This window comes from Clavibacter phaseoli (assembly GCF_021922925.1).
Classification (GTDB): domain Bacteria; phylum Actinomycetota; class Actinomycetes; order Actinomycetales; family Microbacteriaceae; genus Clavibacter; species Clavibacter phaseoli.
In genome coordinates, this window is record NZ_CP040786.1 from 1934976 (window position 1) to 1955203 (window position 20228).

Here is a 20228-nt window from a genome sequence, read left to right on the forward strand (position 1 = left end):
GACGGCTCTGCGGGATCGCCCGACGGTCGCGCCGGGCACGCGGAAGGGCCCGGCATCCGAGTGGATGCCGGGCCCTCCGGTGTCAGCGCGGGTGGATCAGGTCGCGGACTTGGATCCGCGGCTCTTGTTGAACACGTCGAACGCGACGGCCAGCAGGAGCACGAGGCCCTTGATGAGCTGCTGGTACTCCGTGCCGAGGCCGAGCAGCGACATGCCGTTGTTGAGCACGCCCATGATCAGACCACCGATCATGGCGCCGGTCACGGTGCCGATGCCGCCGGTGACGGCCGCGCCGCCGATGAACACCGCGGCGATCGCGTCGAGCTCGAAGCCGTTGCCGGCGCCGGGGAGCGCCGAGTTGCTGCGGGCGGTGAAGGCGATGCCCGCGAGCGCGGCCAGGAAGCCCATGTTCACGAAGAGCAGGAAGTCGACGCGCTTCGTATTGATGCCGGACAGCTGCGCCGCGTTGAGGTTGCCGCCTCGGGCGTAGATGTGGCGACCGAAGATGCTGCGCCCCATGACCGCCGTGTAGACGAGGACGAGGACCGCGAGGATGACCAGGACGATCGGCGTGCCCTGGTAGCTGGCGAGCAGGTACGTGATGCCGAGCACGAGGATCGCGATGGTGGCGAGCTTCGTGATGAACCAGGCGAAGGGCTCGTCCTCGAGGTTGAGCTTGACGCGGGCGCGACGCTCGCGGAGCTGCTGCGCGACCAGGAAGACCGCGGCCAGCACGCCCAGCGTGACGGTGACCCACTCGAGGTAGGAGGTGCCGCCCGAGGGGTCGGGCAGGAAGCCGGCGCCGACCGAGACGTACTCGTCCGGGAACGGCGTGATGGGGCGGTTCTCCAGGACGATCTGCGCGAGGCCGCGGAAGGTGAGCATGCCGGCGAGGGTCACGATGAACGCGGGGATCCCGACGTACGCCACCCAGAAGCCCTGCCAGGCGCCGATGAGGCCGCCGATCACGAGGCTCGCGAGGATGGACGCCCACCAGGGCCAGCCCCAGTTCACGGCGAACACGCCGGAGACGGCGCCGATGAGGGCCACCACGGATCCGACCGACAGGTCGATGTGGCCGGCGATGATGATCATGACCATGCCGATGGCGAGGATCAGGATGTACGCGTTCTGGACGACGATGCTCGTGACGTTGCGCGGCTCGAGGAGCGTGCCGTCGGTGAGGATCTGGAACAGCACCACGATCGCGATCAGCGCGATGAAGATGCCGATCTGCCTGAGGCGACTGACGAGGAAACCCGCCACACTGCTGAGACTGGACATGGTGACTATTCCTTTTCCTTGGTCATGTAGGTCATGAGGCTCTCGGGGGTCGCCTCGGCGATCGGCAGCTGTCCCGTGATGCGCCCGGCGGAGAGGGCGTAGATCCGGTCGCAGATGCCGAGCAGCTCGGGCAGCTCGCTGGAGATGACGATGACGGCCTTCCCCTGCGCGGCGAGCGCGTTGATGATCGTGTAGATCTCGTACTTGGCGCCGACGTCGATGCCGCGGGTGGGCTCGTCGAGGATCAGCACGTCCGGGTCGGAGAACATCCACTTGGAGAGGACGACCTTCTGCTGGTTGCCGCCGGAGAGCTTCCCCGTGATGGCGCCCACGCTCGGGGCCTTGATGTTCATCGACTTCCGGTAGCCGTCGGCCACCACGTACTCCTGGTTCGCGTCGACCCAGCCCGCCTTCGCGAGCTTCTCGAGCGCGGCGCCGGAGACGTTGCGCTTGATGTCGTCGATGAGGTTGAGGCCGTAGTGCTTGCGGTCCTCGGTGGCGTAGGCCAGGCCGTGCTTGATGGCCTCGCCGACCGTCTTGGCCTGGATCTCCTTGCCGCGCTTGTAGAGCTTGCCGGAGATGTTCGCGCCGTAGGAGCGGCCGAAGACGCTCATCGCGAGCTCGGTGCGGCCCGCGCCCATGAGGCCGGCGATGCCGACGACCTCGCCCGCGCGGACGTTGAGGTTGGCGTGGTCGACGATGACGCGCGAGTGCTCCTGGGGGTGATGGACCGTCCAGTCCTCGATGCGCAGGATCTCCTCGCCGATGTCCGGCGTGCGGTCGGGGTAGCGGCTCTGGAGGTCGCGGCCGACCATGCCCTTGATGATGCGCTCCTCGCTGATGGAGTCCCGCCCGAGGTCGAGGGTCTCGATCGTCTTGCCGTCGCGGATGATCGTCACCGCGTCGGCGATCGCCTTGATCTCGTTCAGCTTGTGGCTGATGATGATGCTAGTGATGCCCTGGCCCTTGAGGTGCTTGATCAGGTCGAGCAGGTGGGCGGAGTCCTCGTCGTTGAGCGCCGCGGTGGGCTCGTCGAGGATGAGGAGCTTCACCTCCTTGGAGAGGGCCTTCGCGATCTCCACGAGCTGCTGCTTGCCCACGCCGATGTCGGCGATCTTGGTGGCCGGGTTGTCGCTCAGCCCGACGCGGGCGAGGAGCTTCGACGCCTCCACGTTGGTGGCGTTCCAGTCGATGAAGCCGCCCTTGGAGATCTCGTTGCCGAGGAAGATGTTCTCCGCGATGGAGAGGAAGGGGCTCAGCGCGAGCTCCTGGTGGATGATCACCACGCCCGACTTCTCGCTGTCGCGGATGCTGGAGAACTTGACGACCTCGTCCTCGAGGACGATGTCGCCGTCGTAGGAGCCGGCCGGGTACACGCCGGACAGGACCTTCATCAGGGTCGACTTGCCCGCGCCGTTCTCGCCGCAGATCGCGTGGCACGTGCCGCGCGTGACCTCGAGAGTGACGTCCTGCAGCGCCTTGACGCCGGGGAACGTCTTGGTGATGCCGCGCATCTCGAGAATGTGGTTGGCCATGGCCTGCCTCACTTGTGTGGATGGTGGTGCCGGGTTCCCGGCGGTGGTGCTGCGGGCGGCGGGTGACCGCCGTCCGGGGACGGGCCGGCCGTGGTGCACGGCCGGCCCGACCCGGTGGAGGCCGGTCGACGCGAGCGTCGACCGGCCGGTGCGCCGCCGGAGGCGGTGCGGGTGAGGGCTACTCGCCCTTGTCGATCTCGTCCTGCGTGTAGTAGCCGCTGTCCACGATGACCTCGACGAGGTTGTCCTTGGTCACGACGACCGGGGCGAACTGCTTCGTGGGGACGTCCTTCACCTTGTTGTTGTAGGTGTCGGGCGCGTCCGGCGTGCCGCCGGTGAGCAGGGTGTCGACCATCGTGACGGCCTCCTTGCCGAGCAGGCGCGTGTCCTTGAAGATCGTCGAGTACTGGACGCCGTCGAGGATGAGCTTGTCGGACGCCTTCTCGCCGTCCTGGCCGGTGATGATCGGCATGGCGTCGCTGGCGACGCCGGCCGAGGTCAGGGCCTGGATGATGCCGCGCGACAGGCCGTCGTAGGGCGACAGGACGCCGTCCGGCTTGGCGCCGCCGGGGTACGAGCCGGAGAGCAGGTTCTCCATGCGGGCCTGGGCGCCCTCCTGCTTCCACTGCTGGATCGCGACCTGGCTGAAGTCCGACTGGCCGGAGCCGATCGTGACCTGGCCGGAGTCGAGGAACGGCTTCAGGACGCCCATCGCGCCGTCGTAGAAGAACTGCGCGTTGTTGTCGTCCGGGCTGCCGGCGAAGATCTCGATCGTCTTCTTCTCGGTGCTGCCGGTGGCCTTGCCGTCGGCGTCCACGAGGCCGAGGCCCTGCAGGAGGGAGTTGCCCTGGAGCACGCCGACCTGCTCGTTGTCGAACGTCGTGTAGTAGTCGACGTCCTCGGTGCCGTTGATCAGTCGGTCGTACGCGATGACCTTGACGCCGTCGTCGGCCGCGGTCTTGAGGACCTGGGTCAGCGCGGTGCCGTCGATCGACGCGACGATGAGCGCCTTGGCGCCCTTGTTGAGCATCGTCTCGATCTGCGAGATCTGGTCCTGCACCTTGTCGTTCGCGTACTGCAGGTCGACCTTGTAGCCGAGCTTGGTGAGCTGGTCGTTGACGTTGTTGCCGTCGTCGACCCAGCGCTCGCTCGTCTTGGTGGGCATGGCGACGCCGACGAGGGCGCCCTTGTTGTCCTCGGTGCCGCCGGCGCTGCCGCCGCGGCCTCCGCCGGAGCCGCCGGAGCAGGCGGCGAGGGAGAGGGCGATGCTCGTGGCGGCGATGCCGACGAGGACCTTCTTCATCTTCACGATCGTGTCCTTTCGTACTGCTGCTGTGAGGCGCGCATCCGGCATCTGCGCCGGATCCGCACCCCTGGTGTGGGTGTTACAGGCCCTGGGCCAGGCGGTGGTACGCCTGGTTCCAGCGGACTTCCTTGGTGAAACCCTTGAGGGTCGTGTCCTCGTCGATGACGAGGAGCTCGGTGCGCGCGATCTCGGCGAAGTCCTCGAAGACCTCGACGCCGACCTGCGTGCTCATGACCGTGTGGTGGGCGGCCCCGGCGGTGAGCCAGGCCGCGGCGCTCGTCGCGAGGTCCGGTGCGGGCTTCCACACGGCGCGGGCGACGGGCAGGTTCGGGAGCGGCTCGTCGAGCGGGACGACCTCCACGACGTTCGCGACGATGCGGAAGCGGTCGCGCATGTCCGACATGGCGACGACGACCGCGGGGCCGGGGTCGGTGTCGAAGACGAGGCGCACCGGGTCCTCGCGGCCGCCGATGCCGAGCGGGTGGATCTCGAGGCTCGGTCGGCCCGTCGTGAGCGTGGGGCAGATCTCGAGCATGTGCGCGCCCAGGATCTTCTCCTCGCCGGGGACGAGGTGGTACGTGTAGTCCTCCATGAGGCTCGCGCCACCGGGGAGACCCGCGCCCATGACCTTCGCCGCGCGGATCAGCACCGCCGTCTTCCAGTCGCCCTCGGCGCCGAAGCCGTAGCCCTCCGCCATGAGGCGCTGGACGGCGAGGCCGGGGAGCTGGCGGAGGCCGCCGAGGTCCTCGAAGCTCGTGGTGAACGCGCCGAAGCCGCCCTCCTCGAGGAACGAGCGGAGCCCGACCTCGATGGCCGCGCCGTAGCGGAGCGACTCGTGGCGCTCCCCGCCGCGCTGCAGTTCGGGCTGGATGTCGTAGAGGCGCTCGTACTCGTCGACCAGCGCGTCGATCTCGGCGTCGGTCGCCGCGTCCACGCGCTCGACGAGGTCGTTGACGCCCCACGTGTTCACGCTGACGCCGAACTTGAGCTCAGCCTCCGTCTTGTCGCCCTCGGTGACCGCGACGTTGCGCATGTTGTCGCCGAAGCGCGCGACCTTGAGCTCGTGCACGGCGGCCCAGCCGGCGGCGGCGCGCATCCACGTGCCGATGCTCTGCCGCACGGACTCGGTGCTCACGTGGCCGACGACCGTCTTGCGGACGACGCCGAGGCGCGACTGGATGTAGCCGAACTCCCGGTCGCCGTGCGCGGCCTGGTTGAGGTTCATGAAGTCCATGTCGATGCTGCTCCACGGCAGCGCGACGTTGGCCTGCGTGTGCAGGTGCAGGAAGGGCTTCTGCAGGGCGTCGAGGCCCTGGATCCACATCTTCGCGGGGCTGAACGTGTGCATCCACGCGATGAGGCCGATGGTCCGGTCGCTCGCGTTGGCCTCGAGGGCCATGCGGCGGATGCTGTCGGAGTCCTTGAGGACGGGCTTCCACACGACGCGGACGGGGATGTCCGACGCCTCCTCCAGCTGCCGGGCGATCTCCTGCGACTGCTCGGCGACCTGCTGGAGCGTCTCCTCGCCGTAGAGGTTCTGGCTGCCGGTCAGGAACCAGACCTCGTAGTGGTCGAGGGCGGGGGTGATGCGGCTCACTTCAGGGCTCCTTGGGGTGCTTGTCCGTAGACGTTCTGGTAGCGGTCGAACAGGGAGTCGACGGCCTCGGCGGGGAGGGGCGCAGGCGTGCCGAGCTGGCGGGAGATGTGCACGGTGCGCGCCACGTCCTCGACCATGACGGCCGCCTTCACGGCGTCCTTCGCGTCCTTGCCGATGGTGAAGGGGCCGTGGCCCGCCATCAGGACGGCGCGCGAGCGGTGCCCGGTGAGCGTCTCGACGATGCCGCGGCCGATCGAGTCGTCGCCGATGATCGCGAACGGGCCGACGGGGATCTCGCCGCCGAACTCGTCCGCCATCGCGGTGATGACGCACGGGATGGGCTCGCGCCGCGCCGCCCACGCCACCGCGTAGGTGGAGTGCGTGTGGACCACGCCGCCCACCTCGGGCATGTTGCGGTAGACGTACGCGTGCGCCGCGGTGTCGCTCGAGGGGGCGTTGCGCGAGCCGGGGGTGTCCGGGATCACGTTCCCGTCGAGGTCGCAGAGGATCATGTTCTCGGGGCTGAGGTCGTCGTAGGAGACGCCCGACGGCTTGATGACGAAGAGGTCGGCGCCGGGGACGCGGCCGGAGACGTTGCCGCCGGTCCAGACCACGAGCCCGTAGCGCACGAGCTCGGCGTGCAGCCGGGAGACCTCGGAGCGGACGCGGGCGACCGCGACCTCGATCTCGGGGGCGTAGGTGCTCACGCGCGGGCCTCCCTCTTCAGCGACTTGAGGCGCTTCATGACGTCGTTGGCGCCGCGGCCGAAGTAGTCGTGCAGCGTCGAGTACTCCTCGTAGAGGCGGTCGTAGGCGAGCGCGCGCTCCTCGCTCGGCTGGTACCTGCCGCGCTCGACCTTGCCCATGGCGTCGCCCGCGACGCGCACGTCCGGGTAGGCGCCCGCGGCGACGGCGGCGTGGATGGCGGATCCGAGCGCCGGGCCCTGCTCGCTCGTGATGACCGAGATGGGCAGGCGCAGGATGTCGCTGTACGCCTGCATGAGGAACGCGTTCTTCAGCAGGCCGCCCGCGACGATGAACTCGGTGACGGGGACGCCGGACGCGGCGAAGGTCTCGACGATCTTGCGCGTGCCGAACGCGGTGGCCTCGAGCAGCGCCCGGTAGACCTCCTCGGTGCGCGTCGTGAGCGTCGTGCCGACGACGAGGCCGGAGAGCTCGTGGTCGACGAGCACCGAGCGGTTGCCGGAGTGCCAGTCGAGCGCGACGAGGCCGTGGCCGCCGACGGGCTGGTCGGCCGCGAGGTCGGTGAGGTGCTGGTGGACGCTCTTGCCGGCGGCCGCGGCCTCCTCGGCGTAGCGCGGGGGCACCTGGTTCTTCACGTACCACGCGAAGATGTCGCCGACGCCGGACTGGCCGGCCTCGTAGCCGTAGAGCCCCGAGACGATGCCGCCGTCGACGACGCCGCACATGCCGGGGACCTCGGTGAGCACGTCGCTGTTCATGACGTGGCACGTGCTCGTGCCCATGATCGCGACCATCTGGCCGGGCTCGACGGCGCGGGCGACGGGGGCCGTGACGTGCGCGTCGACGTTGCCGACCGCGACCGCGATGCCCTCGGGCAGGCCCGTCCAGGCGGCGGCTTCGGCGGAGAGCGTGCCGGCGGCGGATCCGAGCTGGCCGATCTCGTGCGCGACCTTGTCCTCCGCGAAGGACGCGAAGTCGGGGTTGAGCGCGCCGAGGAACTCGCGGGTCGGGTACTCGCCGTCCTGGAGGATGCCCTTGTAGCCGGCGGTGCAGGCGTTGCGGACGTAGCTGCCGGTGAGCTGCCAGACGATCCAGTCGGCCGCCTCGACCCAGTGCTCCATGAGGCCGTACAGCTCCGGGTCCTCCTCGAGCAGCTGGAGGCCCTTGGCGAACTCCCACTCGCTGGAGATGAGCCCGCCGTAGCGGGCCAGCCACTCCTCGCCCCGCTCCTCGGCCAGCGCGTTGATGCGGTCGGCGTGCGACTGCGCGGCGTGGTGCTTCCAGAGCTTGACGTAGGCGTGCGGGCGGTCGGCGTACCCCTCGACCTCGTTGAGCGGCGTGCCGTCGGCGAGGGTGGGGACCATGGTGCATGCCGTGAAGTCGGTGCCGATGCCGATGACCCGCGCGGGGTCGATGCCGGCCTCGCGGATGGCGGCGGGGACGGCCTGCTTGAGCACGTCGACGTAGTCGCTCGGGACCTGCAGGGCCCACTCGGGCGGCAGCTGCGCGCCCGTGGCGGCGAGCGTGTCGTCCATCACCGCGTGCGGGTAGTCGAGGACGCCGGAGCCGAGCTCGACGCCGTCCGAGACACGGACCACGACCGCGCGGCCGGAGAGGGTGCCGTAGTCGACCCCGATGACGTAGCTCTCGGTCTCCACGCCGGGCTGGGCCTCGGCTGCGGTGCTCACGGGGGCGCTGGGCACGGGATCGACTCCTTCGTCTGATGCATCGCGGTCCGGGAAGGCCGCGTGCGATGTGAACGGTCACATCGGCGAAGGTGAGTCTACGACTCGAGATGGCCGCTCTGTCAACCCAGACGCCCCCACCCCCTCGAAGTGGGGTGTCAACGTCCATCCGAGGGACCGGGATGTCACGTCGAGGGCGGTCCGGAGGACGCGCGGACGACGAGCTCGGGCATGATCGTGCCGCTGTACCGCTCGCCCGATCCCCCCATGCCGTCGAGCAGCAGCGCGACGCAGCGGCGGCCGACCTCGGCGAAGTCCTGGCGGACGGTCGTGAGCGGCGGCCAGAAGTGCGCGGCCTCCGGGATGTCGTCGAACCCGACGATGCTGACGTCGCGCGGGACGTCGAGGCCGGCGTCGCGCACGGCGTGGATGAGGCCGAGGGCCATCTGGTCGTTGCTGGAGAAGATCGCCGTGAAGTCGCGGAGGCGCAGCATCTCGCGACCGGCGTAGAAGCCGAACTCCGCGGTCCAGTCGCCGAGGATCGGCGCGGTGGTGGGCACCTCCGCGGCGGACATGGCGTCGAGGAAGCCGCGCATGCGGGCCTCCGCCTCCATCCAGTCCTGGGGTCCCGCGAGGTGGTAGATGTCCCGGTGGCCCAGGTCGAGCAGGTGGCGCGTGGCCAGGCGCGCGCCCGCGATCTGGTCGACCGAGAGGTCGGGCGCCGTGTCGCGGCCGGCGGTCTGCATCGTGACGTACGGCACGTCGAGCGACATGCTCGCGATGACGTCGCGCACGCGCACCTGCGGGGCGACGACCACGAGCCCCTCGACGGCCTGGTCGACGAGGTGGCCGAGCGCGTCCTTGATCGCGGCCTCGTCGGACGACGCCAGGTTGCAGGTGGTGACCAGGTAGCCGGCCTCGCGGGCGGCGGCCTCGATCGCCGCGATGGAGGAGGCGGGGCCGTACTGGGAGCTCTGCGACGTGAGCACGCCGATGGTCCGCGACCGGCTGGTGACGAGCGCACGGGCCGCGCGGTTGGGCCGGTACTGGAGCTGCTCCATCACGTCGAGCACGCGCTGGCGCGTCTCCGCGCGGAGCGAGGGCGAGTCGTTGAGCACGCGCGAGACCGTCTGGTGCGAGACCCCGGCGAGGCGCGCGACGTCGCGGATGCTCGGCGCCCTGCCGCGCGGCGTCTCCGTCGTCATCATCGACCCCGTCTCCGTGCGGGCGTGCGCCCGACCGCGCCCTGTGGCGCAGGTGTCACATTGTCACATGTGACTGTCACATGGCGCACGGGAGCGGAGGGATCGCGGCCGGGAGGGCGCGCGCCCGCGGTCGGACGCCTGCGGCAGACTGGTCATCCACCCGACGAGAGGCACCACCTGTGACGATCACCGCCGCGGCAGACGGATCCGCGCTCGGCAACCCCGGACCCGCCGGCTGGGCCTGGTACGTCGACGACGAGCACTGGGCCGCGGGCGGATGGCCGCATGCGACCAACAACCAGGGCGAGCTCAAGGCGGTGCTCGAGCTCTTCCGCGCCACCGCGCACCTCGACGACGAGCTGCTCGTGCTGTGCGACAGCCAGTACGTCATCAACTCGGTCACCAAGTGGATGCCCGGGTGGAAGCGCAAGGGCTGGCGGAAGGGCGACGGCAAGCCGGTGCTCAACGTCGAGCTGCTCAAGGAGATCGACGCCGAGATCCAGGGCCGCCGCTACCGCTTCGAGTGGGTCAAGGGGCACGCGGACCACCCGCTCAACGAGGCCGCGGACGACCGCGCCCGCGCGGTGGCCACCGCGTTCCAGGGCCGGCGCCCGATCCCCGAGGGGCCGGGCTGGGCGGGCCACGACGCCGACGACGCGACCGGCACCGCCTCCCCCGACGACGCGACGGAGTCCGCCGCGGTCGAGGCCGACGCCGAACGCGCGGCCGACCCCGTGACCGCCGCGGCGGAGGAGATGGAGGCCGAGGTCCCCGTGCAGCCCGGCCTGTTCGACTTCGACGCGTTCGACGAGGAGATCGCGCCCGAGCCCGGCGACACGACCCTCACCATCGCGCTGGACCGCGACACGATGGCCCGCCTCACCGCCCACGCGCGCGAGCGCGGGGTGAGCGTGGACGAGGCCGTGCGCGAGCTCCTGCCCTGAGGGCTGCGCGGCCCGCCGCCCGTCGAGGCGGCGGGCCGGTCGCGCCTAGTGCTTGCCCTGCTTGAGGGCCTTGCCGAGCGCGCGCTCGAGGTCGACCACGAGGTCCTCCACGGCCTCGATGCCGACGGAGAGGCGCACGAGGTCGTCCGGCACCTCGAGCGGCGTGCCCTTGACGGACGCGTGCGTCATCTCGGACGGGTAGCTGATGAGCGACTCGACGCCGCCGAGCGACTCCGCGAGCTGGAACACGCGCGTGCCCTCGACCACGCGGCGCGCGGCCTTCGCTCCCCCGCGCACCTGGAACGAGATCATGCCGCCGAAGCCCGTCATCTGGGACTTGGCGATGTCGTGGCCCGGGTGCTCCGGGAGGCCCGGGTAGTGCACGGCCGTGACGTCGGGGTGCTGCTGCAGGAAGGCGGCGATCTCCTCGGCGTTCGCGGAGTGGCGCTCGACGCGGACGGCGAGGGTCTTGATCCCGCGGGTGGTGAGCCAGGCGTCCATCGGGCCGGAGACGGCGCCGATCGCGAACTGGAGGAAGCCGACCTTCTCAGCGAGCGCGTCGTCGACGAGGATCACGGCGCCGCCGAGCACGTCGGAGTGCCCGCCGAGGTACTTGGTGGTCGAGTGCACGACCACGTCGGCGCCGAGCGTCAGCGGCTGCTGGAGGTACGGCGAGGCGAACGTGTTGTCGACGACGACCACGGCGCCGGCCGCGTGGCCGAGGTCGGCGAGCGCGCGGATGTCGCTGATCTTCATCAGCGGGTTGCTCGGGGTCTCGACCCAGAGGACCTTCGCGGGACCGGACCCGAGGACCCGCTCGACCGCGGCGAGGTCGCTCATGTCGACGGTCTCGACGACGATGCCCCAGTCGCCGAGCACGCGCGTGAGGAGGCGGTAGGTGCCGCCGTACACGTCGTCGCTCAGCACGATGCGGTCGCCGGGGCGGGTGATCGCGCGCAGCAGCGTGTCCTCGGCGGCGAGCCCCGAGGCGAACGAGAACGCGTGCTTCCCCCTCTCGAGCGACGCGAGCAGCTCCTGCAGCCCCGTGCGCGTCGGGTTGGCGCTCCGCGCGTACTCGTAGCCCTCCCGGAGGCCGCCGATGCCGTCCTGCACGAAGGTGCTCGTGAGGTACAGCGGCGGGATGACGGCGCCCGTGGTGGGATCCGGGTCCTGGCCGGCGTGGATCGCGCGGGTGTCGAAGTCGTGCTTGTCGCTCACGGTGCTCGTCTCTGTGGGTCGGGAGGGGTGCGGGCGTCGGCGCCGGCGGGTCAGTCGGTCAGGTAGGTGAGGAGGTCGTGCCGCGTGAGCACGCCGACGGGCTTGCCGCCGTCGCTCACCATGAGGGCGTCGGCGGATCCGAGCGCGCTCCACGCCTCGGGCACGGTCTCGTTCACGCCGATGAGGTCGAAGGCCGCGCCCGTGAACGGCCCCACCTGGTCGGAGAGCTGCGCGCGACCGCTGAAGACGAGCTCGAGCAGGCTGCGCTCGTCGACGGCGCCCGCGACCTCGCCCATGACGACCGGCGGCTCGGCCGAGAGGACGGGCAGCTGCGACACGTCGTACTCGGTCATGATCCGGATCGCGTCGCGGATGGTGTCGTTCGGGTGCGCGTGCACCAGGTCGGGGAGGCTGCCGGTCTTGGCGCTCATCACGTCGGCGACCGTGCGCTGGCCGTTGACGCGGGCGAAGCCGTACGACTGCATCCACCTCTCGTTGAAGATCTTGCCGAGGTAGCCGCGGCCGCCGTCCGGCAGCAGGATCACCATCACGTCGTCGGGGCCGAGGCGCTTCGCGGCCTTGAGCGCGGAGACGACGGCCATGCCGCTGGATCCGCCGACGAGCAGGCCCTCCTCGCGCGCGAGCCGCAGCGTCATGTCGAACGACTCCTGGTCGCTCGAGGCGATGACCTCGTCGACGACGTCGGGGTCGTAGGCCGCCGGCCAGAAGTCCTCGCCCACGCCCTCGACGAGGTAGGGGCGGCCGGTGCCGCCGGAGTAGACGGACCCCTCGGGGTCGGCGCCGACGATGCGCACGCGCCCCTCCGACACCTCCTTGAGGTAGCGGCCGACGCCGCTGATGGTGCCGCCGGTGCCGACGCCCGCGACGAAGTGGGTGATCTCCCCCTCGGTGTCCCGCCAGATCTCGGGACCCGTGGTCTCGTAGTGGCTGAGCGGCCCGTTGGGGTTGGAGTACTGGTCGGGCTTGAAGGCGCCGGGGATCTCGCGTGCGAGCCGGTCGCTCACCGAGTAGTAGGAGTCGGGGTGGTCGGGCGCCACGGAGGTGGGCGTGACGACGATCTCCGCGCCGTACGCCGTCAGCACGTTGCGCTTGTCCTCGCCGACCTTGTCCGGCAGCACGAAGACGCAGCGGTAGCCGCGCTGCTGCGCGACGAGCGCGAGCCCGACGCCCGTGTTGCCCGAGGTGGGCTCGACGATGGTGCCGCCCGGCTTCAGCTTGCCCTCGCGCTCGGCGGCGTCGATGATGCGCGTCGCGATGCGGTCCTTGGCGCTGCCGCCCGGGTTCAGGTACTCGACCTTCACGAGCACGGTGGCCGAGATCCCCTCGACCACCTTGTTGAGCTTCACGAGCGGGGTGTTCCCGATCAGGTCGAGGATCGTGTCGGCGTACTTCACGTGAGGTGGCGCTCCCGGTATCAGGTGTGCGGTCCGGCGGGCCCCGCTCGTCCAGTGTAGGCGCGCGCCTCCGCCGTGTTGCGGGGCGTCGGCGCGGCCGTGAGCAGGGTCCGCCCAGGACGGGCCGATACCCTGGTCGCACATTCCCCCAGCAGAGAAGGACCCTCCGTGGCGCGACGCGACGACACCACGCCCTCCGGCGACGAGAGCGGACGGCCCGTCCCGCCGACCGCCAAGCAGGCCCAGAAGGACCTCACGGTCAAGCAGCAGCGCGAGGCCCGCCGCGCCGAGAAGGTGGCGGCCCTCAAGAAGCAGCAGGACCGGGCGCGCCGCAACCGGCTCATCGGCATCATCACGGGATCCGTGGCCGCCGTCGCGGTGGTCCCGATCGTGATCGGCGTGGTCGTCTCGAGCGGCACCCCGAAGCAGGACCCGGACGACATCTCGATCCAGGGGCTGCAGACGTGGGACTCCCTCCCCAGCACGCATGTGCAGGGCACGGTCGACTACGCCGCCAAGTACGACGGGATGAGCCCGCCCGCCGGCGGCGAGCACAACGCCATGTGGCTCAACTGCGGCGTCTACGACCAGCCGCAGCCGAACGAGAACGCGGTGCACGACCTCGAGCACGGCGCCGTGTGGATCACCTACGACGCCGCGAAGGTCACGGGCGACGACCTGGCGAACCTTCAGAAGTACGCGGAGTCCTTCGGCGGCTACGTCACCATGTCGCCGTACGAGGGCCTCGACTCCGCCATCGCGCTGTCCGCCTGGGGCGCGCAGGTGAAGGTCGACTCGGTCGACGACCAGCGCATCAAGGACTTCATGGCCAAGTACTGGAAGAGCCCGAACGCCCCCGAGGCCGGCGCCGCCTGCACGGGCGCCCTCGAGGGCGAGGGCCGGGTCGGCTGACCGTGACCGACCGCGGCACCGACGGATCCGACCGCCCGCAGGAGGGCGACGTCGTCGTGGACCACGTCCCGGACGACGACATCCGCGAGGAGGAGCTCGAGGGCCTCGTCGCGCACGGCGAGGAGGCGCGCGCCCGCGGGCGCCGGCTCCGCATCGGCCTCGCCGCGGGCATCGTCGCGGTGGCCCTCGTGGTCGCCGGGCTCCTGGTGGGCCGGGTCACCGCTCCCGTGTCGGCGCTCACGCCCAGCACGAACAGCGCGGAGGCCGGGTTCTCCCGCGACATGCAGGTGCACCATGAGCAGGCCGTGCAGATGTCGCTCATGATCATCGACCGCACGGACGACCCCGAGGTCAAGCTCATCGCGCAGGACATCGCGCAGGCGCAGTCCCAGCAGGCGGGCCAGATGTACGCCTTCCTCACCTCGTGGGGTCTCGACCAGGCGCCGTCGCAGCCCCGGATGACGTGGATGACGCTGCCGACGCTCGACGGGAAGACCGACCACTCCTCGATGGACATGACGCCGGGCGCGACGATGCCGGGTCTCGCGTCGCAGGCGGACCTCGACGAGCTGCAGGGTCTCTCGGGCGTCGCGGCGGAGCGGAAGTTCCTCACGCTGATGATCGCCCACCACCGCGGCGGCGTCGAGATGGCGCAGGCGCTCCTCGACCGCTCGCGGAACCCGCTGGTCACGGACCTGGCGACCGGCATGGTGATGGTCCAGGACAAGGAGATCCTCTACATGCAGCAGCTCCTCGACGCCCGGTCCTGAGCCGCTCCCCCGCACCGCCCGTCCGCCTCGCGGGCGGGCGGTGCGTCGTCCGGCGGCGGGTCGGACCGGCGGACGGTGCCGGATCCGCGGCTCAAGCCGCCGCGGTGCGCTGGTCGCTGTAGAGGCGCGCGTACTCGCCGCCGCGGGCGAGCAGCTCGACGTGCGTGCCCTGCTCGACGATGCGGCCGGCGACGACCACGAAGATCACGTCGGCGTCGACCACGGTCGAGAGCCGGTGCGCGATCGCGATGGTGGTGCGGCCGCGCGAGGCCGTGTCGAGCGCCTGCTGCACGACGCGCTCCGAGATCGCGTCGAGCGCGCTCGTGGCCTCGTCGAGGATCAGCACGGCCGGGTCCTTGAGCAGCACGCGCGCGATGGCGATGCGCTGCTTCTCGCCGCCGGAGAGGCGGTAGCCGCGCTCCCCCACGAGCGTCTCGTAGCCGTCGGGGAACGACTCGATGGTCTGGTGGATGTTCGCGGCCCGCGCCGCCTGCTCGATCTGCTCCTGCGTGGCGCCGGGCCGCGCGTAGCGGAGGTTCTCGCCGATGGTGGCGTGGAAGAGGTACGTCTCCTGGCTCACGATGCCGATGTTCTCCAGCAGCGACTCCTGCTCGAGGTCGCGCACGTCCTCGCCCGAGAAGAGCACGCGGCCGCCGGTGACGTCGTGGAAGCGCGGGATGAGGTACGAGACCGTCGTCTTGCCCGCGCCCGACGGGCCGACGAACGCGGCGAACTGGCCGGGCTCGATGGCGAACGACATGCCGTCGAGCGTCGGCCGCTCGCCGTGCCGCGTGTCGGGGTAGGAGAAGCGGACGTCCTCGAACGCGACGCGGCCGAGCGCCGGGCCCGCCGCCACCTGGCGCGCGTCGTGCCGGTCGCGGATCGCGGGCTCGAGGTCGAGGTACTCGAAGATGCGGGCGAACAGCGCGCCCGAGGTCTGGAGGTCGAGCGCCACGCGCATGAGGCCGATGAGCGGCCACATGAGGCGCGCCTGCACGGTCGTGAAGGCGACGATGGTGCCCGCCGTGACGCTGACGCCGCCCGTGATGAGGAAGCCCGCGACCACGTAGACGATGGCCGGGATGATCGACAGGAAGATCTGCACGAGCGCGAAGAACCACTGCCCGCTCATCTGCTGGCTGACCTGCAGCCGGATCTGCGTGCGGTTCTCGGCCTCGTAGCGCTCGGTCTCCGCGGCCTGCCGGTTGAAGCTCTTCGACAGGAGGATGCCCGAGACGGAGAGCGTCTCCTGCGTGATCGCCGTCATGTCCGACAGCGACTCCTGGGTCCTCGACGCGATCCGCGCCCGCACCTGGCCCACGCGCCGCTGCGCGATCACGAGCACGGGCATGAGGACGACGGCCACGAGCGTGAGCTGCCAGTTGAGCACGAGCATCGCGACGAGGGCCGCGATCACGGTCACGGTGTTGCCGAGCACGCTCGACACCGTGTTGGTGAGGACGGCCGCGACGCCGCCCACGTCGTTCTGCAGGCGGGACTGGATCACGCCCGTCTTCGTGCGCGTGAAGAAGCCGAGCTCCATGCTCTGCAGGTGGCGGAACAGGTCGACGCGCATGGATCCCATGACCCGGTTGCCGACCGTCGCGGTGAGGTACGTCTGCCAGACGCCGAGGCCCGCGCCCGCGACCCAGATGGCGATCATGATCCCGACGAGCTCGACCAGCACGGGGATGTCGGGGCCGCCGGTCGGCGGGAAGAGCCCGCGGTCGAAGGCCTGCTGCGTGAGCAGCGGCGGCACCACCGTGAGGCCCGCGCCGACCAGCACGAGCGCGATCGTGAGGACCAGCGCCCGGCGGTGGGGGCGGAACAGCTCCGCGATCCGGCCCAGCAGGTTCTCGACGCGCGGCGCCTCGGCGTTGGCCCTGCGCTGGGCCTCGGCGTCGGCCGCGCTCACCCGCCCGCGGCGTCCGCCGCCTCCGCGCATCCCGCCGCCAGCGGCGATGTCGCCCATCCTCGTCATTCCGGCGATTTTACGCCCGTGGGGGATCGCTCCCGACCACGCCGGAGCCCGGCACGACGACGGCCCGGCCGCCCGCGCGAGCGGACGACCGGGCCGGGTCGGAGGGAGGTCGGATCAGCCCTTCGTGGATCCCGCCAGCAGGCCCCGCACGAAGTACCGCTGGAGGCTGAAGAACACGATCAGCGGGACGACGAGCGAGACGAACGCGGCCGCCGTGAGCCGCTGCCAGTCCTGCCCGCGCGTGCCCGTGAGCTCCGCGAGGCGCTGCGTGAGCGGCGCGACGTCGGCCGTGCCGCCCGAGAAGATCAGCGCCACCAGGAGGTCGTTCCAGACCCAGAGGAACTGGAAGATCGCGAACGAGGCGATGGCCGGGAGCGCGAGCGGCAGCACGATGCGGAAGAACACCTGGCCGTGGCTCGCGCCGTCGACCCGCGCCGCCTCGATGACCTCGCCCGGGATCTCCGAGATGAAGTTGTGCAGCAGGAAGATCGCGAGCGGCAGCGCGAAGATCGTGTGCGCCACCCACACCGGCAGGTAGCCCTGGTCGGGGATGATCGGGACCACCGCGTGCACGGCCTCCTGCAGCGGGCGGAGCGTGCGCGTGAACATCTGCAGCAGCGGGATGAGCGCCATCTGCAGCGGCACGATCTGCAGCGCGAAGATCAGCACGAACAGGAAGTTCGAGCCCTTGAACTTGATCCACGCGAACGCGTACGCGGCCATCGACGCGATGACGAGCGGGAACAGCGTCGCCGGGATCGCGATGGCGAGCGAGTTCACGAAGTACGAGCCCAGCTGCGGCGACGACTGCGAGGTGGAGAGCAGCACGTCCTGGTAGTTGTCGAGCGTGAAGCCCGGGTTCTGGAAGATCGTCCACCAGCCCGTGGTCTGGATGAGGCCGGCCGGGCGGAACGACGAGACGAACAGGCCGAAGGTCGGCAGCGTCCAGAGCACCGCGATGATCAGCGCGGCGACCGTGGCGCGACGCGACGTGAGCCGGTTCTTGACGCGGCGGCTCTTCGCCCCGACGGTGGCCGCCTGCTCGATGGTGCCGCGACGGGTCCCGCGGTCCGCGACGGGCAGGTCGGCGGGTGCGACGCTCATCGGATCTCCCTCTGCTTGCTCATGACGCGGACGTTGTAGATGACGATCGGCAGCACCATGAGGAACAGCACGATCGCGAGCGCGGAGCCGCGGCCCTGCTCGCCGGCGCGGAACGCCTGCGTGTACATCTCGTTGGCGATGACGCTCGTGTCGAAGTTGCCCGCGGTCATGGTGCGGACGATGTCGAACACCTTGAGCGTCGCGATGGAGATGGTCGTGACCACCACGACGAGCGAGCCGCGGATCCCGGGGAGCGTCACGTTGAGGAAGCGCTCCCACGCGTTGGTGCCGTCGAGCTGGGCGGCCTCGATCTGCTCGGTCGGCACGCCCTTGATGCTCGCGGAGAGCACGACCATGGCGAAGCCGGTCTGGATCCAGATCATCACGATGATGAGCAGCGCCGTGTTGATGGGCGAGGTCTGCAGCCACTGCACGGGCTCCTGGCCCGTCCAGACGAGGATCTGGTTGAGCAGGCCGATCTGCGCGTTGTCGCCCGACTTGTAGTCGTAGACGAAGCGCCAGATGATGCCGGCGCCGACGAACGAGATGGCCATCGGCATGAAGACGAGGGCCTTGAAGTACTTCTCGCCGCGCGACTTGTCGATGAAGACCGCGTAGGCGAGGCCGATGGCCGTCGACAGCAGCGGCACGAAGACCACCCAGATGACCGTGTTGAGCAGCGTGCGGAGCGCGGACGGCTGGGTGAACATCCAGACGAAGTTGTCGAAGCCGGCCCACTCGCCCGTGTTGTCGCGGAACGCGAGGAGGGTCGTGCGGAACGCCGGGTAGACGAGGCCGACGGCCAGCAGGATCAGCGCGGGGAGCACGAAGGCGCCGAGCTGCACCCAGTCCTTGCCGCGCTTCGGCGCCTTGTCGATGAGGAAGAGGATCAGCCCGATCACCACGGCGAAGACGGCCAGCGCGGCCACCACCTGGAGGATCTTGCCGATCAGATCAGCGGTCGTCATGGACGTCTCGCCCTTCGGGTCGGGGTGGGGAGGGGATGTGGGAGCGGGGCCGCCGCGCGTGCGCGGCGGCCCCGCAGGGACCGGCGTGGACGACGGCCCCGGTGCCGGCCCGGTCAGGGCCGGCGGTGGATCAGGACGCGGGCCAGCTCGACTCGATGGCGTCGACCGTCTTCTGGGTCGAGTCGCCGCTCAGCCAGCCGACGATGCCCTTCCAGAAGGAGTCGGTGCCGACCGCGCCGGGCATGAGGTCCGAGCCGTCGAACCGGAACGTGGCGTTCGGGTCCTGCAGGATCTCGATGCTCTGCTTGAGGATGTCGCTCGACGCGTTCGCGGGGTCCAGCCCCTTGTTCGCGCTGATGACGCCGCCCAGCTTCACGCGGTTGTTCGCCCAGGTGTCGCTCGAGAGGTAGGAGAGCACCGCGGTGATCTCGTCGCTCGTCTTGAACGCGCCGACGAGCTCGCCGCCGCCGGTGACGGCCGTGGCGTCGCCCTCGTCCGTGGGCGGCAGGAGGAACGCGTAGACGTCGCCGTCGGGCGAGACCTTCGCGTCGGTGCCGTCGGCCTTCTTCCAGAAGCCCTCGTAGAACGAGGCCTGGTGGTGCAGCGAGCACTCGCCGTCGAGGATCGGGAGGCCGGCGTCGCCGAACTCCGTGGAGATGATCGACGAGACGTCGCCCAGGCCGCCGTTGACGTAGTCGGGGTTCTTGATGATCTCGCCCACGCCGTCGAAGGCGGCCGAGATGGCCGGGTCGTTGAACGGGATCTCGTGCGACACCCACTTGTCGTAGGTCTCCGGACCCGCCTCGCGGAGGACGTAGTCCTCGATCCAGTCGGTGCCCGGCCAGCCCGTGGCGTCGCCGGAGCCGATGCCGACGCACCAGGGCTTGTGGTCGCCCTCGGCCGCGATCTTCTTCGTGAGGTCCATGAGCTCGGCGGTGGACTTCGGGACCTCGTAGCCCTTCTCCTCGAACTCCGCCGGCGAGTACCAGACGTAGCCCTTGACGCTCGCCATCAGCGGCGCGCCGTAGAAGGTGCCGTCGACGGTGCCGTAGCCCTTCCAGTCGGTGGACCAGTTCGCGTCGACGTTCTCCTCGACCGCGGCGGGCGCGGCCTGCAGGTAGCCCTTCGACGCGAGCACGTTGAAGAGGCCGGGCTGCGGGATGATGCCGATGTCGGGAGCCGAGTCGCCCTCCGCGAGGACCGCGATCTGCGCCTCGAACTCCTTGGTGCCCTGGTAGTTCACGGTGATGCCCGTGCAGGTCTGGAAGTCCTTCCAGGACTCCACGAGGCGGTCGGCCTCGTCGTCCTGGATCGTGCCGCCGATGCTGACCTCGGGGCTGCCCTCGAACGTGCCGTACGACGAGTACGGCGAGCAGTCGGTGTCCGCGGCGTCCTCGGCCGCGATGTCGCCCGTGCAGCCCGTGAGCGCGAGGCCGGCGATGCCGACCGCTGCGAGGGGTGCCGCGAAGCGACGTCGGAATAGGGCGTGGCCCATGTGCGTCTCCTCTTCATCGAGTGGATGCGGGTCCGCCCCGCCGTCCTGTCATGCGGGCGACGGCGGGTGAGGCGCCGTCGCCTGACCGGATCTCCCCGCGATAGG

The 20228-nt window shown here is 70.3% G+C and carries 16 protein-coding genes; 3 read left to right on the forward strand and 13 right to left on the reverse strand.

Annotated elements, in window-relative coordinates:
• Positions 1-96: 96 nt before the first annotated feature.
• The 7 genes from mmsB to FGI33_RS09005 form a co-directional block, all read right to left on the reverse strand.
• The gene (gene mmsB, locus FGI33_RS08975) at positions 97-1284 is read right to left on the reverse strand and encodes a multiple monosaccharide ABC transporter permease (protein ID WP_119434077.1); all 1188 of its coding nucleotides are present in this window, start codon (positions 1282-1284) and stop codon (positions 97-99) included.
• A gap of 5 nt (positions 1285-1289) precedes the next feature.
• Positions 1290-2819: a multiple monosaccharide ABC transporter ATP-binding protein gene (gene mmsA, locus FGI33_RS08980; RefSeq protein ID WP_119434078.1), complete on the reverse strand. Its 1530-nt coding sequence runs from the start codon at positions 2817-2819 to the stop codon at positions 1290-1292.
• A gap of 178 nt (positions 2820-2997) precedes the next feature.
• Positions 2998-4128, reverse strand: a complete 1131-nt coding sequence (locus FGI33_RS08985; RefSeq protein ID WP_119401296.1) for a substrate-binding domain-containing protein — start codon at positions 4126-4128, stop codon at positions 2998-3000.
• A gap of 76 nt (positions 4129-4204) precedes the next feature.
• Positions 4205-5722: an L-arabinose isomerase gene (gene araA, locus FGI33_RS08990; RefSeq protein WP_119434079.1), complete on the reverse strand. Its 1518-nt coding sequence runs from the start codon at positions 5720-5722 to the stop codon at positions 4205-4207.
• Entirely contained in the window at positions 5719-6429 is a 711-nt protein-coding gene (locus FGI33_RS08995) for an L-ribulose-5-phosphate 4-epimerase (RefSeq protein ID WP_119434080.1), read from the reverse strand. Before FGI33_RS08995 ends, araA begins: the two co-directional genes overlap by 4 nt.
• A complete protein-coding gene (araB, locus tag FGI33_RS09000) occupies positions 6426-8129 on the reverse strand; it encodes a ribulokinase (protein WP_119434081.1) in 1704 nt (567 codons plus the stop codon). The genes FGI33_RS08995 and araB overlap by 4 nt, the downstream gene beginning before the upstream one ends.
• Positions 8130-8296: 167 nt before the next feature.
• Positions 8297-9319, reverse strand: coding sequence for a LacI family DNA-binding transcriptional regulator (locus tag FGI33_RS09005; protein WP_119401292.1), 1023 nt, complete (start codon positions 9317-9319; stop codon positions 8297-8299).
• 176 nt (positions 9320-9495) lie between these two features.
• On the opposite strand from FGI33_RS09005, the gene FGI33_RS09010 reads away from it, so the two are divergent.
• A complete protein-coding gene (locus FGI33_RS09010; RefSeq protein ID WP_119456108.1) occupies positions 9496-10260 on the forward strand; it encodes an RNase H family protein in 765 nt (254 codons plus the stop codon).
• 45 nt (positions 10261-10305) lie between these two features.
• Here the strand turns inward: FGI33_RS09010 and FGI33_RS09015 are convergent, their stop codons facing one another.
• Positions 10306-11478 (reverse strand): cystathionine gamma-synthase, encoded by a 1173-nt coding sequence (locus tag FGI33_RS09015; protein WP_119434176.1) that lies wholly within the window; start codon positions 11476-11478, stop codon positions 10306-10308.
• 50 nt (positions 11479-11528) lie between these two features.
• The gene (locus FGI33_RS09020) at positions 11529-12893 is read right to left on the reverse strand and encodes a cystathionine beta-synthase (RefSeq protein ID WP_119434175.1); all 1365 of its coding nucleotides are present in this window, start codon (positions 12891-12893) and stop codon (positions 11529-11531) included.
• A 168-nt stretch (positions 12894-13061) separates the two neighbouring features.
• On the opposite strand from FGI33_RS09020, the gene FGI33_RS09025 reads away from it, so the two are divergent.
• Together FGI33_RS09025 and FGI33_RS09030 are read left to right on the forward strand one after the other, a co-directional pair.
• Positions 13062-13805, forward strand: coding sequence for a DUF3105 domain-containing protein (locus FGI33_RS09025; protein WP_119434174.1), 744 nt, complete (start codon positions 13062-13064; stop codon positions 13803-13805).
• Between the two features lie 2 nt (positions 13806-13807).
• Positions 13808-14575 (forward strand): DUF305 domain-containing protein, encoded by a 768-nt coding sequence (locus tag FGI33_RS09030; protein ID WP_119434173.1) that lies wholly within the window; start codon positions 13808-13810, stop codon positions 14573-14575.
• A 91-nt stretch (positions 14576-14666) separates the two neighbouring features.
• Here FGI33_RS09030 and FGI33_RS09035 read toward each other — a convergent pair whose 3' ends face one another.
• The 4 genes from FGI33_RS09035 to FGI33_RS09050 all read right to left on the reverse strand — a co-directional run bounded on the left by FGI33_RS09035 (position 14667) and on the right by FGI33_RS09050 (position 20123).
• The gene (locus FGI33_RS09035; protein ID WP_119434172.1) at positions 14667-16547 is read right to left on the reverse strand and encodes an ABC transporter ATP-binding protein; all 1881 of its coding nucleotides are present in this window, start codon (positions 16545-16547) and stop codon (positions 14667-14669) included.
• 123 nt (positions 16548-16670) lie between these two features.
• Positions 16671-17660 (reverse strand): carbohydrate ABC transporter permease, encoded by a 990-nt coding sequence (locus FGI33_RS09040; protein WP_119401286.1) that lies wholly within the window; start codon positions 17658-17660, stop codon positions 16671-16673.
• A complete protein-coding gene (locus FGI33_RS09045) occupies positions 17657-18628 on the reverse strand; it encodes a carbohydrate ABC transporter permease (RefSeq protein ID WP_119401285.1) in 972 nt (323 codons plus the stop codon). The genes FGI33_RS09040 and FGI33_RS09045 overlap by 4 nt, the downstream gene beginning before the upstream one ends.
• 130 nt (positions 18629-18758) lie before the next feature.
• Positions 18759-20123 (reverse strand): ABC transporter substrate-binding protein, encoded by a 1365-nt coding sequence (locus tag FGI33_RS09050; protein ID WP_119401284.1) that lies wholly within the window; start codon positions 20121-20123, stop codon positions 18759-18761.
• Between the last annotated feature and the right edge of the window lie 105 nt (positions 20124-20228).